Source organism: Rhizobium sp. CCGE531, from assembly GCF_003627795.1.
Lineage (GTDB): Bacteria > Pseudomonadota > Alphaproteobacteria > Rhizobiales > Rhizobiaceae > Rhizobium.
In genome coordinates, this window is the sequence record NZ_CP032685.1 from 552,457 (window position 1) to 567,509 (window position 15,053).

The 15,053-nt window shown below is 59.3% G+C and carries 12 protein-coding genes and 2 pseudogenes; 6 read left to right on the forward strand and 8 right to left on the reverse strand.

The window, feature by feature from the left end; all coding sequences use genetic code 11:
- Window positions 1-280 precede the first annotated feature (280 nt).
- The 5 genes from rfbB to CCGE531_RS22050 all read left to right on the forward strand — a co-directional run bounded on the left by rfbB (window position 281) and on the right by CCGE531_RS22050 (window position 5,076).
- Complete coding sequence (gene rfbB / locus CCGE531_RS22030; RefSeq protein WP_120667774.1) at window positions 281-1,348, forward strand: dTDP-glucose 4,6-dehydratase; 1,068 nt, start codon at window positions 281-283, stop codon at window positions 1,346-1,348.
- On the forward strand, window positions 1,345-2,247 hold the full coding sequence (gene rfbD, locus CCGE531_RS22035) for a dTDP-4-dehydrorhamnose reductase (RefSeq protein ID WP_120667776.1): 903 nt from the start codon (window positions 1,345-1,347) through the stop codon (window positions 2,245-2,247). The genes rfbB and rfbD overlap by 4 nt, the downstream gene beginning before the upstream one ends.
- Before the next feature lie 82 nt (window positions 2,248-2,329).
- Window positions 2,330-3,217: a glucose-1-phosphate thymidylyltransferase RfbA gene (gene rfbA / locus CCGE531_RS22040; protein ID WP_120667778.1), complete on the forward strand. Its 888-nt coding sequence runs from the start codon at window positions 2,330-2,332 to the stop codon at window positions 3,215-3,217.
- Window positions 3,218-3,280: 63 nt separating this feature from the next.
- The gene (gene rfbC, locus CCGE531_RS22045; protein ID WP_120667780.1) at window positions 3,281-3,829 is read left to right on the forward strand and encodes a dTDP-4-dehydrorhamnose 3,5-epimerase; all 549 of its coding nucleotides are present in this window, start codon (window positions 3,281-3,283) and stop codon (window positions 3,827-3,829) included.
- A 281-nt stretch (window positions 3,830-4,110) separates the two neighbouring features.
- On the forward strand, window positions 4,111-5,076 hold the full coding sequence (locus tag CCGE531_RS22050) for an IS481 family transposase (RefSeq protein WP_120667782.1): 966 nt from the start codon (window positions 4,111-4,113) through the stop codon (window positions 5,074-5,076).
- On the opposite strand, the pseudogene CCGE531_RS34860 reads toward CCGE531_RS22050, so the two are convergent.
- A pseudogene (locus tag CCGE531_RS34860) lies at window positions 5,077-5,181 on the reverse strand (dehydrogenase); the annotation flags it as partial. It lies immediately after the preceding gene.
- A gap of 529 nt (window positions 5,182-5,710) precedes the next feature.
- Here CCGE531_RS34860 and CCGE531_RS22060 point away from each other — a divergent pair.
- Window positions 5,711-6,178 (forward strand): annotated as a pseudogene (locus CCGE531_RS22060) (class II fructose-bisphosphate aldolase); the annotation flags it as partial.
- 11 nt (window positions 6,179-6,189) lie between these two features.
- Here CCGE531_RS22060 and CCGE531_RS22065 read toward each other — a convergent pair.
- From CCGE531_RS22065 to CCGE531_RS22095, 7 genes are all read right to left on the reverse strand, one after another.
- Complete coding sequence (locus CCGE531_RS22065; RefSeq protein ID WP_120667784.1) at window positions 6,190-7,932, reverse strand: glycerol-3-phosphate dehydrogenase/oxidase; 1,743 nt, start codon at window positions 7,930-7,932, stop codon at window positions 6,190-6,192.
- A 58-nt stretch (window positions 7,933-7,990) separates the two neighbouring features.
- Complete coding sequence (locus tag CCGE531_RS22070; RefSeq protein ID WP_120667786.1) at window positions 7,991-9,520, reverse strand: FGGY-family carbohydrate kinase; 1,530 nt, start codon at window positions 9,518-9,520, stop codon at window positions 7,991-7,993.
- 54 nt (window positions 9,521-9,574) lie between these two features.
- Window positions 9,575-10,330 (reverse strand): DeoR/GlpR family DNA-binding transcription regulator, encoded by a 756-nt coding sequence (locus CCGE531_RS22075; RefSeq protein ID WP_348633027.1) that lies wholly within the window; start codon window positions 10,328-10,330, stop codon window positions 9,575-9,577.
- 269 nt (window positions 10,331-10,599) lie between these two features.
- The gene (locus CCGE531_RS22080; RefSeq protein WP_120667788.1) at window positions 10,600-11,547 is read right to left on the reverse strand and encodes a D-ribose ABC transporter substrate-binding protein; all 948 of its coding nucleotides are present in this window, start codon (window positions 11,545-11,547) and stop codon (window positions 10,600-10,602) included.
- A gap of 100 nt (window positions 11,548-11,647) precedes the next feature.
- Window positions 11,648-12,700 (reverse strand): ABC transporter permease, encoded by a 1,053-nt coding sequence (locus tag CCGE531_RS22085; protein WP_120667790.1) that lies wholly within the window; start codon window positions 12,698-12,700, stop codon window positions 11,648-11,650.
- Between the two features lie 22 nt (window positions 12,701-12,722).
- Window positions 12,723-14,267 (reverse strand): sugar ABC transporter ATP-binding protein, encoded by a 1,545-nt coding sequence (locus CCGE531_RS22090; protein ID WP_120667792.1) that lies wholly within the window; start codon window positions 14,265-14,267, stop codon window positions 12,723-12,725.
- Window positions 14,264-14,920 (reverse strand): DUF2291 domain-containing protein, encoded by a 657-nt coding sequence (locus CCGE531_RS22095; protein WP_120667794.1) that lies wholly within the window; start codon window positions 14,918-14,920, stop codon window positions 14,264-14,266. Before CCGE531_RS22095 ends, CCGE531_RS22090 begins: the two co-directional genes overlap by 4 nt.
- Between the last annotated feature and the right edge of the window lie 133 nt (window positions 14,921-15,053).

Here is a 15,053-nt window from a genome sequence, read left to right on the forward strand (position 1 = left end):
GATAATATCTTTACTTGCGATGGGCGGCAGATTGATAGGGCCATCCTGGCCTGTTTTGGAAAGCCAATCAGCGATTGAGGTCGTGGGTTGTATTCTTTGGCTTAGTGGGTTGAAGCGTGATTACGCCTAAGCTAATTATCGGCGGGAAGATTGAGTGTAGTGTCTAGATGAGTTCTGCTTTATTTTCGTCGCAGGACGATTTTTCAGCCGTGGCATGTCTCGGGGGCATAAGCACCACGATGTCTATTTAATCATAAATTAAAGCGAAAATGGATTTTAAATGACGATATTGGTTTCCGGAGGGGCCGGGTTTATTGGCGGAAACTTCGTCATTGAATGGCTTGATCGGCATGACGAGAAGGTCATCAATCTCGACAAGCTGACCTACGCCGGCAATCTGGGGACGTTGAGAGGATTGAAGGGCGACAATCGACACGTGTTCGTGCGGGGCGATATCGGCGACCGCGATCTGATGAGCGATTTACTATCGCTTCACAAGCCGCGTGCGGTCATTAATTTCGCAGCCGAAAGTCATGTCGACCGATCCATTCACGGACCCGGCGATTTTATCCAGACGAATATCGTCGGCACCTTCAATTTGCTGGAATCGGTCCGCGGCTACTGGAGTGATTTGCCAGACGAGGAGAAGCGGGGCTTTCGCTTTCTTCACGTTTCGACCGACGAGGTCTATGGCACGTTGTCCAAGGACGATGCGCCGTTCAACGAGCTCAATCGCTATGAGCCGAACAGTCCCTATTCCGCCAGCAAGGCGGCCTCGGATCATCTGGTTCGCGCCTGGCACCACACCTATGGGCTGCCGGTGTTGACGACGAATTGCAGCAATAATTACGGCCCGTACCATTTTCCCGAAAAGCTGATCCCGCTGGTGATCCTGAACGCTCTCTCGGGCAAAAGCCTTCCCATCTATGGCGACGGCCAGCAAATCCGGGACTGGCTTTATGTCAGGGATCATTGCAGTGCCATCCGGCGCGTGCTGGAAGCCGGTAGGGTCGGCGAGACCTATAATGTCGGCGGCTGGAACGAGAAGCCCAATCTCGATGTCGTCCACACCATCTGCGCGATCCTCGATGAGCTGCGGCCGAAGGCGGATGGTGGCCGCTACAGCGATCAGATCGTCTTCGTGAAGGATCGGCCCGGCCACGATCGTCGTTACGCGATCGATGCGCGCAAACTCGAGCGCGAGCTCGGCTGGAAACCGCAGGAGACGTTCGAGACCGGCATTCGCAAGACGATCGAGTGGTATCTCGGAAACCAGGACTGGGTGGGCAACGTTACGAGTGGCGCCTATCGCGAATGGGTCGATAGGCAATATGAGGTGCAGCTGTGAGCAGGATTCTGGTCACGGGCGCCAACGGGCAGGTGGGTTTCGAGCTGCAGCGCTCGCTTGCGACTTTGGGTAATGTGATGGCCCTAACCCGTGCTGAAATGGATCTTGTCAGTGAGGCAAGTATCCTTGCGGCCCTTCAGGAACATAAGCCGCATGTCATCGTCAATCCGGCTGCTTATACGGCGGTAGATCGCGCCGAAAGCGACGCAGAGCAGGCGATGGCGGTCAATGCCGCTGCGCCGGGGATCATGGCGCGCTGGGCGGCTGACAATGGCGCCTTGCTTGTGCATTACTCGACGGACTATGTGTTCGACGGCACCAAAGTAGCTCCTTATGTGGAAGGGGATACCATCAATCCGCAGTCCGTTTATGGCGAAAGCAAGTGGCGGGGGGAGGAGGCCGTGCGCGCCGCTGGTGCCGCTCATGTGATCCTGCGGACGAGCTGGGTCTATGGCCATCACGGCAGCAATTTCCTGAAGACCATCCTTCGGCTGGCGCAGGAGCGGGACACGCTGAATGTCGTTGCCGATCAGGTGGGAGCGCCGACATCGGCAGCTCTTATTGCTGATGTCACGCGCGCCGTCCTAGAGCGCATGGTTGGTTCGGGAGCACCAGAAGATTTCTCGGGATCTTACCATTTGACTGCACAGGGCAGCACGTCGTGGCATGGTTATGCGGCGCATATCCTTCGCGAGGCGTTGGCCGGAAACTTCAAGCTTGCGCTTTCCCGTGAAGCGCTCAAGCCCATTTGGACCGCGGAATATCCGGCTCCCGCGAAGCGTCCGGCCAACTCAAGGCTGGATTGCGCAAAGCTTATGCAGCGCTTCGGAATTACCCTGCCGGCATGGCAGGAGGGTGTCAGCGACGTTGTAGCAAGGTTGCGGCCCGCAGCGAATTGACGACCGAGAGATATTGTAGCGGCTCGGGTCATGATCGATGGGCCGGGTAGATGTGGACCGAAGGAAACGAGACGCTGAATCCATGAAGAAAGCACGCAAAGGCATCATACTTGCAGGCGGGTCGGGAACGCGCCTTTATCCGGTGACGCTCGCAGTCAGCAAGCAGCTCCTGCCGATCTACGACAAGCCGATGATCTACTACCCGCTGACGACCCTGATGCTGGCTGGTATCCGTGAGATCCTCATCATCTCGACACCGCAGGATACGCCCCGTTTCGAGCAATTGCTCGGTGATGGCAGTCAATGGGGGATCGAGCTCAGCTATGCGGTTCAACCGAGCCCGGATGGTCTCGCACAGGCGTTCCTGATTGGCGAGGGATTCCTGGATGGTGCCCCGTCCGCCCTGGTGCTGGGGGACAATATCTTCTACGGACATGATTTTACCCGGCTCCTTCACGAGGCGAGTGACAAGGAAACCGGAGCCACCGTTTTTGCCTATCACGTGCAGGACCCAGATCGATACGGTGTCGTTGAGTTCGATGAGAAGGGGCGGGCCATCAGCCTGGAGGAAAAGCCCAAGCTGCCGAAGAGCAATTATGCCGTCACCGGCCTTTATTTTTATGATGAAAGTGTCGTCGAGGTCGCGAAATCTATCCGCCCTTCGCCGCGCGGGGAGTTGGAAATAACCGATGTCAACGTTCATTATCTGAAAGCTGGACAGCTAGATGTGCAGACCATGGGGCGCGGCTATGCTTGGCTTGATACCGGGACGCACGAATCCATGCTGGAGGCGAGCCAATACATTGCGACCATCGAAAACCGGCAGGGCCTGAAGGTCGCCTGCCCGGAGGAGATTGCCTATCGCAGCGGCTGGATCGACGCGTCTAAGGTCGAGGCGCTGGCGCTCCCGCTTAAGAAGAATGCGTACGGGCAATATCTTCTGGGAATCCTGCGTGAACAGATATTCTAGCCAAGCCGTAGTGGCTGTCATGCCACTTGCCACCGAATGTTATCAATAGAAGCAGGAAGAAGAATGAAAGCGATCGATACCGCCATTCCGGACGTCAAGATCATCGAGCCCACGGTGTTTGCCGACGATCGCGGCTTCTTCTTTGAAAGCTTCAGCAAGGTGAAGTTCGAGACGGCGATAGGGCGATCCGCCGATTTCTTGCAGGACAATCACAGCCGATCCGGAAAGGGTGTTCTGCGCGGGCTGCATTACCAGCTGCCGCCGCATACGCAGGCCAAGCTCGTGCGGGTCGTGGTCGGCGAAGTCTATGACGTCGCCGTCGACATCAGGAAATCTTCGCCGACATTCGGGCAATGGGTCGGCGTGCTCTTATCAGAAGAAAATAAGCGCCAGCTTTGGATCCCGGAAGGATTTGCTCACGGCTTCCTGACGCTGAGCGACCATGTGGAATTCCTCTATAAGACCACCGATTACTATGCGCCCGAAAGCGATCGCGGCATTCGCTGGGATGATCCGCAAATTGGCATCGACTGGAGATCTGCGGATATCCTGGCGCTCTCCCCAAAGGATCAGCGCCAGCCTCTGCTCGCCGATGCAGACACCTTCGAGTAAAGCATTTTGTAATAATTTTCAGTTTTGAAACATGAGTCCTCAAGCTTAGCCCAAGGCTTGTCTTCCTTAGCAACGCACTGCTTTACGATGTTACTGTATGGCCTACCGCCAAAATAGCAGTTGTGAGTCCCCGCCTCAGGCTTCAGCCACTCCTTAAACAACGCTGGTCCAGCCTCCAATGAACCCTGATGGGTGGTCAACGCCTCAATTTACTCTAGGTGTGTAGTCCCTGAGTGTGATGGTGCATTATTGATCCTGAGTCGTCAGGAAGAGGATGCATTATGGGAAGTGTTCTTCACGGCAGCGCCCGTACGACGCCGCGTCTTCGAGCCGAACTCCAAGCGTCGCAAGAAAGCACCCGCTCCCTTGCCGCCCGCTACGGCCTGAACCCGAAGACGGTGGCCAAGTGGCGCAAGCGGACGAAGACGACCGATGCACCGATGGGGCCTAAGGTTTCCAAGAGCACGGTGTTGACGCCAGCCGAGGAAGCCATCGTCGTGGCTTTCCGGCAAAAGACGCTGCTGCCACTGGATGACGTGCTGGGCTGCTTGCGAGATACCATCACCAATCTCAGTCGCAGCGCATTGCACCGCTGCCTGCGGCGCCATGGTATATCCCGGCTGCCGGTCGAGGAGACCAAGGAGCGGCGTAAGCGGTTCAAAAGCTACGAGATCGGTTACGTCCATATTGACAGTTGCGAGCTGCGCCATGCCGATGGAAAGCTGGTCATGTTCCTTGCCATCGACCGGGTTTCGAAGTTTACCCATGTTGAGTTCCACGACTGCGCTGGAAAGATGGAAGGCGCAGCTTTCCTGCGCAACGTCGTCGAGGTTTTCCCGTATAAGATCCATACCGTGCTGACCGACAACGGCATGGCCTTCGCCGACCTCCCCAAAAACCGCACAGGTCCCAGCCGCCGCTTCCTCGGCCCGCACATCTTCGATCGTGTCTGCATCGCCAACGGCATCGAGCATAGGCTAACCAAACCCTACCATCCTTGGACGAATGGTCAGGCCGAGCGGATGAACCGCACCATCAAGGACGCCACCGTCAAGGTCTACCACTACGACGATCTGCAAAGCCTGAAAGCCCATGTCCTGGCCTTCGTCACCGCCTATAACTTCGCCAAGCACCTCAAGGCATTGCGATGGCGAACACCATTCCAGGCGATCTGCGACGCCTGGACAAAAGACCCGTCAATGTTCAAAATCAATCCGCACCACCTTATTCCGGGACCGCACACCTAGGCCGCTCTCGATCTGTTTTACGACCACTGCAAAATCGTCCGGCTGCGTATTGCGGCTGGCGAAGAGAGTGGTTTCGCGCTTATGGAACTCCGGATCGGAGAAGGTAGTGCGCTCGATAAGCTTGCCCACCCTCGACGCCGCGGATGATGGCTGGATATCCTTCCGCAATGCCAAAGGCACCGACGCGTTCGCTGCGGCTATAGGCGCTGGAAACTTGAACAATGGTGATGGGCCCGACATTCTCACCTGATTGTCTTGGCTCATGCACGAAGAATGCCGCGTGCACCTGCGAGTAGCCGGCTGGTGCCATTAAATCATCCGCGAACTCACCCCCTTATCAGCAAGGCGATCGATATTGCCGCTGGACGGAGTGACTTACGAATATCTAGCTGCCTTTCGGCATCCGTTTTTTATCCATAGAAAACAAGTAAGCAATCATCCCTCAAATGTTTATGTGGATAAGCAATCGATGGAACGTCGTGGCTCTCAATCAAGGGCGGCGTAAAGCGGCAGTCGATTGTAGCTGAGGATGTGTAAAAAATCAGGCGGCTCATTTGGCTGATTTCTCCAAGAGGGTGCGAAATCAGCCGTTATATTCCAAGATCAATTTCCCCATAAAATTGTGATTTTGTCATCCTATAAGTTCACGCGCAAGCCGGATGGCTCGGTGCTGGCGATGAATGTGATCGAGGAGATCCATCGCAAGTTGCCCAACACGCATCTCGTCATGCATGGTTCCTCCTCGGTTCCCGAGGAATTGCAGGAGATCATCAACAGGTATGGTGGTCAGATGAAGCCGACCTGGGGCGTGCCGGTCGAAGAGATCCAGCGCGGCATCAAGAACGGCGTGCGCAAGATCAACATCGACACCGACGGCCGTATGGCGATGACGGGCCAGATCCGCCGGGTACTGCAGGAGGATCCGAGCGAGTTCGACCCCCGCAAATATATGAAGCCGGCCATGGCTGCCCTGACGAAGCTCTGCAAGGAGCGCTTCGAGCAGTTCGGAACGGCCGGACACGCCTCGCGCATCCAGCCGTTGACCGTCACCGAGATGGCAAGGCGCTACAAGTCCGGCTCACTCGATCCGGTTTTCTCTTAAAGCCTAAGCGATCAGCGTGCCGCCGGGCTTGCTGCCCGGCGCACGCTTTCTTTACTCAAGGTCTGACCGTGGAACTTCGACAGCGAGGCAGCGACATCGTTGATCTCGTTCGCCAGCCGCTGCGCATCCCAGTGCAGGGCGGCCGCGGCAATTGCACCGATTTCGCGCAAGCCCTGGATCGTCAGCAGACCCTCGATCGCCATGGTCGTGCGGCGAAAGACGATATCGGAGAGATGCACGACCATCTCCTGCCGCGCGATCCAATCGATTTCCAGCGCGCTATGACGCTGCGCGCCGCTGATGCGCTGGCTGTCGCTATAGGCTGAGGGATGGGCGAGGATTGCTGCGGCCGTCGTGCCGTATCGGCCGAGTAGCTCATCCGCTCTACTTGCCTCCACCCCGGTCTTTACGGCAATGGATCGCATCCAGCTCGCACGCTCATTGGAGTTGACCGGGAAATTCCGGCCGCCGCCGATGGCAAGCTGCTCGGTGGATGTCTTGCGGCTGCGCTGAAGGCGCGCCAGCACGGTATCGGCCACCTCCTCGGCAAAACCTCGGAACGTGGTCCATTTGCCGCCGACCAGCGAAATGATCGGGAAGGGGCGGCCGGCCTGCGGCTCGAACACGGGTGCGGAATGATCGCGGCTGATCAGGCCCGGCGACGAGGCGTCCGAAGCGGGTAGAGGACGGATGCCGCTATAGCTATAGGTCACCTGGTCGCGGTCGAAGCGGAGGCTCGGCAGAAGCGAGCGTACGCTATCAAGGAAATAGTCGATCTCGGGTTCCTCGCAGCGCACATTGTCGGGATCGTCGCAAGGGATGTCGGTCGATCCCACAAGTGCCTGTCCGAGATAACCATAGACGAGGCAGATGCGGCCGTCATCGGCTTCGAAATAGATCATATGGCCGTTCAGGCTGCGCACAAGCTCCGGATGATCGAGCAGGATATGCGATCCCTTGGTGCCGCCGATCAGATGGGCCGGTGCGCCGAGAGCGGCATTGACGTGATCGATCCAGGGGCCTGCGGCATTGACGACGAGCTTCGGCCTGACCGAGAAGGCATGGCCGTCCGAGCGCTGGAAGGTCAGCAGGCCATCGGCGGCTGAAACAAGTCTTGTCGCATTTGCTGCCAGCGAGCCCTTGTTCGCTTCCATCCCGTCATTGATCAACTCATAAACCAGCCGTTCCGGCCTGCTGATCTTGGCGTCGTAATAGATGCCGCCCGCCACGATCTCGGGCGTCACATGCGGCATTTCCTTGAGCGCGCGGCCCTTCAGCAGAAACCTATGGCGCGGCATGACGCGGCTGCGCGAACCGAAGAAGTCGTAGAGCGCAAGCCCAATCTTGATGAGAACTGCGCCGCGGCTGCGCGGAGCGGTCGTCGAGCCCGTCAGCGTGCGAAGAGCGGCCCATATGCCGCGCGTCCAGGAAAAGATCGGCACGAAAGTCGGCAGCGCTTCGACGCAATGCGGCGCATTCTTCAATAAAAGGTTCCGCTCGAGCGCTGACTGGGCCACCAGCCGGAATTCGCCGGTTTCGAGATATTTGAGGCCGCCATGGATCAGCCGCGAAGGTGCGGCGCTCGTCCCCGAGCCGAAATCTGATTTATCGACGATCAGGCAATTGACGCCCTGCACCGAGAGATCACGAAACAGACCGGCGCCGTTGACGCCTGCGCCAAGAATGACGACATCGACATCTCCGTCTTGCAGTTGCGAGAGGCGTTGTTTCAGATCGGCGGCCATATCGGTCATAACATCATCGTCCTGCTGAGCTGCCGCGATAGAACCCGTCCGTGCGGCGCATTTCGGTCTAGTCTTGGGAGTGTTGGGTTGCGAGGTTGCCGATCCGCGGCCAGAGCGGCGTCATTGCTTCTGCAATGTCGCGGAAGAGGTCGTAGCGGATGCGATAGTCGGCGCTGCGGGCGGGATCCGGATGATAGGTCCTGGCGATCTTGCCGACATCGCGCGGATCGCTCTGCGGGTTGGCGTAGACACCGATACCGACGCCGGCGCAAAGCGCCGCACCCCAGGCGGCGGCTTCATCGGTTTCGGTCACGGTAACTGGCATGCCGAATATATCGGCAAACATCTGCACGACGATCGGGTTGCGCGACACGCCGCCCGTCAATCTCGCCTGATCAAAGGAAAAACCGTCACTTAAGGCATCGACGTGAATCTTGTGGTTGAAGGCGATGCCTTCGAGAACCGCCCGCAGCATGTCGCCGCGATCGTGCCAGCCACCAAGCCCGAAAAAGGCGGCGCTTGCGTCGGCGCCATAGGGTGAGCCGAACAGATAGGGGTGGAATAGTGCGCTCGACGGCCGGTTGAACGCCGCCGCGATCTCGGGAGCCAGCAAGGCATGGATCGACTGGCCCGCAGTCTCGGCGCTTGCAATTTCACTGGCGCAGAGCTTGTCCAGGAACCACTCATAATTCGCCGATGATGCCGGAGAGATCGACATATTGTTCCATTGGCCCGGCGCAATGGCGTTGCGGCAGAACCAGCGGCGATCGACGCGCGGCTCCGAGGAAAGCGTTTCGTTGATCGAATAGGTGCCGGCGATGACCGCAACGACGCCGCTAGCGTAGCCGCCGGCCCCGAGCGCGGAGGCGGTGACATCGTGCAGGCCGGCAACAACAGGCGTTCCTTCGGCAAGGCCCGTGCGCTTCGCAACGGCTTCGGTCACGTATCCGACGATCTCATCGGATCGCGAAGCAGGCGGCAGAGCAGCCACCATCTCACTGAGACCGAAGAGCTTCAGCGCGTCCGGCGAATAATCCTGCGTCGAAACATCGGTGAAGGATGTGCTGGCCTCGGTCCGGTCGGTGCCTTCAATGCCAGTCAGGCAGAAGCGCAGCCAGTCCTTGCAGCTGAGGATATGGCCGATTTGCGCGAAACGCTCCGGCTCATTGGCCTTGATCCAGGCAAGCAGCGCCGATGGTGCCGAGACGTGCGGCAGCTGGCCCGTGAGCGCCAGGGCTTGATCGGCAAGCGGGCTTTTCAGCCATTGTTCGACGATCGATCCGGCTCGGCTGTCGAGCGAGAGAATGGCGCGTCCGAGCGGCTTCTTCGCCTTGTCGAGCAGATAGATGCCGTCGCCATGGGCGGTGGCGGCAATCGCCTGAATGTCGCTGGCGGGACGATTACTGAGCCTGATCGCCTCGGCAATGGCATCGGCCGTCCGGGTCCAGAGCTCGTCCATGTCGCGCTCGACATGGCGGGCTTTCGGCATGAACTGGGTTACGCGGCGGCGCGCGACGGCAAGCGGCGTACCGTCGACGTCGAAGATGACGGCTTTGGTGACGGTCAAGCCGCTGTCAATTCCGAGCAAACTCGGCATTCTCGATACTCCTGATCGTGAACTATTCCTGCGCCGACCGCATAGGCCTGGCCGTCAGGACCGATCCTTGTCGCCTTTGGCGACGACCACATTGATATTCTTGTTGCGCATGCCCTCCAGATGCGCGGCAGGCGTCTTGTCGTCGACGATCACGACATCGAATTCGCTTAAACGCGCGAAACTATGCAGTGCCCGCCGCTCGAATTTGGTGTGATCCATCATCAGGATGCGCTTGGCGGCGCTGTCGAACATCGCGCGCTTGATGTCGACGATTTCGGGTGATTGATGGAAGACGACGTCGTCGATGATGGCCGACATCGAGATGAAGGCGACATCGGCCCGCAGGCGATTGATTTCGTTGATCGTCATGCGGCCCATGAAGGCGTTGCACCAGTTATAGTATTGCCCGCCGAGCGCCAGAAGCGTCACGTCGTGCATCTCCTTCAGCGCATTCATCAGTGTCAGCGAATTGGTGATCGCCGTCAGCGGCACCTTGGCAGGCAGCAGCGAAGCCATCTGCAGGACAGTGGTGGAATCGTCGAGGAAGATCGCCTGGCCGGGCTCGATGAACTGCATTGCGGCAGCCGCGATCATCTTCTTTTCGCTCGCCTGCCGATTGGCACGGTAGACGTCGCTTGATTCGATCAGGCTGGTGGCGGCGGCCGAGACGATGCCACGCGTCTTTCGAAACAGCCCACGGCTGACCAGCTCGTCGACGTCGCGATGAGCCGTCATCAGGCTGATGCCGAAACGATCGGTCAGGTCCTCTATGCGCATGGAGCCTTCCGCCATGACGGCTTCGGCGATCATCTGGCGCCTCGCGATCTGACGGGAATGCCGGCTGTCGCTCGGAAGTTCATCTTGCAGGAATGATACGGGGCTTGTCTTGTCTGTCACGTCGGCCTCTAGCGCTGAGCCTTGCGGATGTTCCCTTGCCGCAGCGAATGCCATGCTATGGGAAAAGGCATAAAAAGCAATTCGCTACTAGCAGTTCTGCAAGTTCTGCCTGATGTTTAGGCAGAGTGTCGCCGATGGCGGTCAAAGGGTGGGAGCGCCGGCTTCCGGCGCTCCCGATCGCATTATTCAGACAGAACGAAAGGTGCCGTGTACTTGTCGACATTGTCCTTGGTGATCAGGATGCAGTCGAAGAGCTGCTTTTCGCTCTTGGCACCGGTCTTGCCGGTCTTGATGAAGCTGTCGGCCTGCTTCACGGCTTCTGCCGAGAAGGTGGCGACCGGCTGCAGGACGGTGTACTGCAGTTCACCAGCCTTGATGGCGGCAACAGCATCCGGCGAGCCGTCAAAGCCGCCGACCTTGATGTTGGCGAGCTTGCCGGCTTCCTTGAGGGCGGCAATCGCGCCGAGCGCCATTTCGTCATTGCCGGAGATCACGCCAATGATATCCGGATGCGCCTGCAGCATGGACTGCATCTTGTTGTGGCCCTGGGTGCGGTCCCAGTTGGCGACTTCCTTGGCAACCTTCTTCAGGTCGGGATACTGGGTCAGAACGGTTTCATAGCCATTCGACCGGGTGGCGGCATTGTTGTCCGAGGGAGCACCGAAGAGTTCGGCATAATTACCCTTGTCGCCAACGGCTTCGACCCACTGCTGAGCGCCGATAGCGGCACCCTGGGCGTTGTTGGAGACGAGCTGAGCCTTGGCGAGGCCTTCCTGGTTGATTTCAGCGTTGACCAGGAAAACCGGGATACCGGCGGCAACGGCCTTCTTGACGGCACCTACGGAGCCGTCGGCATTGGCGGGATCGAGAATGATGGCGACCGACTTGTTGGTGATCGCCGTATCGATCAGGTTGCTCTCGGTGTTGGTATCGCCCTTGTGGGCGCCAACTGTTGCCGTATAGCCGAGCTTTTCAGCGGTCGCCTTGGCGACATTGCCTTCCGTCAACCAGTAGGGGTTGGACGGATCGTTGACGATGACAGTGATCTGGCCGGCAGCCCATGCCGCACCCGTCAGAAGCGGCGCCACGGCAACCGCTGCCATGACGGTACGCAAAGCTTTTTTGAACATTAGTCTCTCTCCCTTTTGATGAGCTCAGTGGTGCCGGCGAACCGGCGGTTCTTTCCCCGACCGGCATTCCTCACCGGTCGGTGACAAGTTCGCGTAGGCGTCAGCTGGACTTGGTGCGACGTCCGTACTGGATGCTGTTCATGAGCACGGCGAGCACGATGACCGCGCCGGTAAAGACCGTCTGCCAGTATGCCGACACGCCGATGATGACGAGGCCGTCGGACAGGAAGCCGATGACGAAAGCGCCGAGCATGGTGCCGCGCACCGTGCCACGGCCACCGGTCAAGGCGGCGCCGCCGATGACGACGGCGGCGATCGCCGTCAGCTCGTAGGTAGTGCCGGCGGTTGGGCCGGCTGATGTCAGCTGCGAGGAAAGCACCAGGCCGGCAATGGCGGCACAGACGCCAGACAGAACATAGACGATGATCTTGACGCGCTTGACCGGAACGCCGGAAAGATCGGCAGCGCGCTCGTTGCCGCCGGAGGCGTAGAGCCAACGGCCGAAGGCGGTGCGGCTGAGAACGAGACCGCAGATGATCGCAAGAACGGCAAGCACGATGACGCCGATCGGGATGCCGGCGAGACGATTGAAGCCAAGCCAGTCGAAGCCGGTATTGCCGAGTTCGGGCCGGCCGCCGAGATTGTTGTAGGTAAGGCCATTGGTCATCAGCAATGCGATGCCGCGGGCGACATAGAGCACGCCGAGTGAGGCGACGAAAGCCGGGACGCGCAAGTAAGCGATGAGCACGCCGTTGACGGCGCCGACCACAGCGCCAAGCGCGCAGGTCAGCACGACCACGGCCCAGACCGGCGGATAGAGAATGACGCCGAAGCTCGAAAGCGTGACGCCCTGCATGAGGAAGCCGGCAATACAGCCGGCAAGGCCGAGCGTCGAGCCGACCGAAAGGTCGATGCCGCCGTTGAGGATAACAAGCAGCATGCCGATGGCAAGGATGCCGAAGATCGCGACATGCGAGGCCATCGTCAGGAAATTGCCGAGCGAGAAGTAATAGGGCGACAGGAAGGAGAAGACCGCAATGATGACGATCAGCGCGAAGAAGGCGCGCCCTTCCAGGACCAGCCGCACGAGATTGAAGTTCCGCCGCTGTCCGTTCGAAATTGGTTTCTTTTCTGTGATGTTCGTGACTGACATAATCAGTGCTCCATGAATGCGGCTAGTGCGCGACCACTGCTTCGCCGGAGGCGGCCATGATCTTCTCTTTGGTGACGTCGGGCCCGAATTCGGCAGAAATCTTGCCGCGGTGCATGACGATGATGCGGTGGGCAATGCTCAGGCATTCGGCGACTTCCGACGTCGAATAGATCACTGCGAGACCCTCCTTGGCGCGTTCGGCGAGTAGCTTGAAGACTTCGGCCTTCGCGCCGATATCGATGCCGCGGCTCGGCTCGTCGAGCAGGATCACTCTCGGCTGCGTCGCCAGCATCTTGCCGATGACGACCTTCTGCTGATTGCCGCCGGACAGCGAGCCGATTGCGGCCTCGCCGCCATCGGTCTTGATGTGCACCTTGCGGATCGAGTCGTTCACCAGCGACCGCTCACGGCCGCCCGAGGTGAACAGACCCTTGGTGAAGGCGCCGATGCTGGCGAGCGACAGGTTCGAGCCGACAGTCATCGTCTGTACCAAGCCGTCGCGCTGCCGGTCTTCCGGCACCAGGACCAGGCCTTGCGCGATGCGGCCGGCGATGCTGAGGCCGCCGACGTCGGTATTGTGGAGCAGCACACGGCCGCTGCTCGATCGCAGGCGTCCCGCCACGCATTCGAGCAGCTCGGTGCGCCCGGCACCCATCAGCCCGTAGATGCAGACGATCTCGCCGGCACGAACTGCAAGCGACATGCGATCCACGGCGTTGTATGCAGCTCCCGAAGGCCCAGGCACGGTAAGATTGTCGATCGTCACCGCCACGTTGCCTATTTTATGGCCGGTCGGCGGGCTGCCGAGGTCGAAATTGTCGCCGACCATGTTGCGCACGATCCATTCGAGATCGATGTCCTTGCGCTCGGCATAGGCCGTCATATTGCCGTCGCGCAGCACGACGGCGTGATGGGTGATCTGCAGCGCTTCTTCCAGGTGATGCGAGATATAGACGATCGAGACGCCGCGGTTCGTCAGGTCGCGAATGACCTTAAAGAGGACTTCGACTTCGCTGGCGCTCAATGCCGAGGTCGGTTCGTCCATGATCAGGATGCGGGAATTGACCGATAGCGCGCGCGCGATCTCGACGATCTGCTGCTGGCCGAGACGCAGGTCCTCGACCGGTGTGAGCGGATCGATATTTTCTTCCAGCTCCTCCATCAGGGCGCGGGTCTGGCGCTCTTCCTCGGCAAAATCGACCACGCCGCCCTTCATGATCTCACGACCCATGAAAATGTTGTCGCGGACGCTGAGATTGGGCGCCAGGCTCAATTCCTGGTGGATGATGGAAATGCCGCAGGCGCGCGCATGCGTCGACGAGGCAAAGCTGATCGGGTGGCCATCGAGGATGATGTCTCCCGAGGTCGGCTGGATGACGCCGGACAGGATCTTCATCAGCGTCGACTTGCCGGCGCCGTTTTCGCCGAAGAGCGTGGTGACTTCACCGCGACGGATATCGAAATTCACGCCCTTCAGCGCATGGACGCTGCCATAGGATTTGGCGACGTTGCGGGCGGCGAGAACGACTTCGCCCGTGGTCACACCATTGTGCTGGACCTGGCTCATTTCACATCGACCTTTACCGGGGTGACGAGCCAGTTCTTCGGATTGATGAGCTTGAAAACGCCGACGACCGTTGCCGTCTTGCCCGTCAGCTTTTCGGGATCCATGCTGCCGAGGGTCGCCTTCTTCATCTCGTTGTTGATGGCGGAGCCGGCGTCCTGGTATTCGATCTGGTTGGTGAACTGGCCGAATTCGATCTTGCCTGTGGCATCGCGAAGATCGGTGCCGTTGATCGCCGGGCCTGTTTGTACCCGGATGGTGACACCGTCAGGCAAGCCGTCGGCCTTGAACTCGTTGAGATTGGCCTTGCGCTCGCCGAAAGTGCCGGTCAGCGAAACGGGGAGAACGGGTCCGGTGGTGGTGGCAACGCCGTATTTCGTGCCGGCGGCCTTCTTGTCGGCCAGAACGGCATTGGCAAGCGTCACGGCATCGACGGCGCGCTTTTCGACATCTGCCTGCACCTTGGGGAATTCCCCGGCACCATAGGCCTCAGGCTGGAAGCCCTGTTCGCGCACGTCGTGTGCGGAGCCGATCTTGACGACTTTGGTATCGGCCGCGATGGCGCCGATGACGATCACCACGGCGACGATGCCCGCCACGATTTTGAACTTGGAGCCTGCCGGTTTGGCAGTTGCGTATTGAGTCTGCGTATTCATGTTCAAACGACCTTCGGCATATCAGCCGGATTGCCTGATGGAGAGGGGAAGAAAGGTGCCGAGATCCGGTTAGCGGAAGCCCGGTTCCGGGTTTCGGGCCTGCAGGCGCTCTGTTCGGCTTACGCCGTCACCG

Bases quoted from the DNA above. Each gene is read 5' to 3' on its own strand.
- rfbB (WP_120667774.1), top strand. From the start codon at position 281: ATGACGATATTGGTTTCCGGAGGGGCCGGGTTTATTGGCGGAAACTTC.
- rfbA (WP_120667778.1), top strand. From the start codon at position 2,330: ATGAAGAAAGCACGCAAAGGCATCATACTTGCAGGCGGGTCGGGAACG.
- rfbC (WP_120667780.1), top strand. From the start codon at position 3,281: ATGAAAGCGATCGATACCGCCATTCCGGACGTCAAGATCATCGAGCCC.
- CCGE531_RS22050 (WP_120667782.1), top strand. From the start codon at position 4,111: ATGGGAAGTGTTCTTCACGGCAGCGCCCGTACGACGCCGCGTCTTCGA.
- CCGE531_RS22065 (WP_120667784.1), bottom strand. From the start codon at position 7,932: ATGACCGATATGGCCGCCGATCTGAAACAACGCCTCTCGCAACTGCAA.
- CCGE531_RS22070 (WP_120667786.1), bottom strand. From the start codon at position 9,520: ATGCCGAGTTTGCTCGGAATTGACAGCGGCTTGACCGTCACCAAAGCC.
- CCGE531_RS22075 (WP_348633027.1), bottom strand. From the start codon at position 10,330: ATGATCGCCGAAGCCGTCATGGCGGAAGGCTCCATGCGCATAGAGGAC.
- CCGE531_RS22080 (WP_120667788.1), bottom strand. From the start codon at position 11,547: ATGTTCAAAAAAGCTTTGCGTACCGTCATGGCAGCGGTTGCCGTGGCG.
- CCGE531_RS22085 (WP_120667790.1), bottom strand. From the start codon at position 12,700: ATGTCAGTCACGAACATCACAGAAAAGAAACCAATTTCGAACGGACAG.
- CCGE531_RS22090 (WP_120667792.1), bottom strand. From the start codon at position 14,267: ATGAGCCAGGTCCAGCACAATGGTGTGACCACGGGCGAAGTCGTTCTC.
- CCGE531_RS22095 (WP_120667794.1), bottom strand. From the start codon at position 14,920: ATGAATACGCAGACTCAATACGCAACTGCCAAACCGGCAGGCTCCAAG.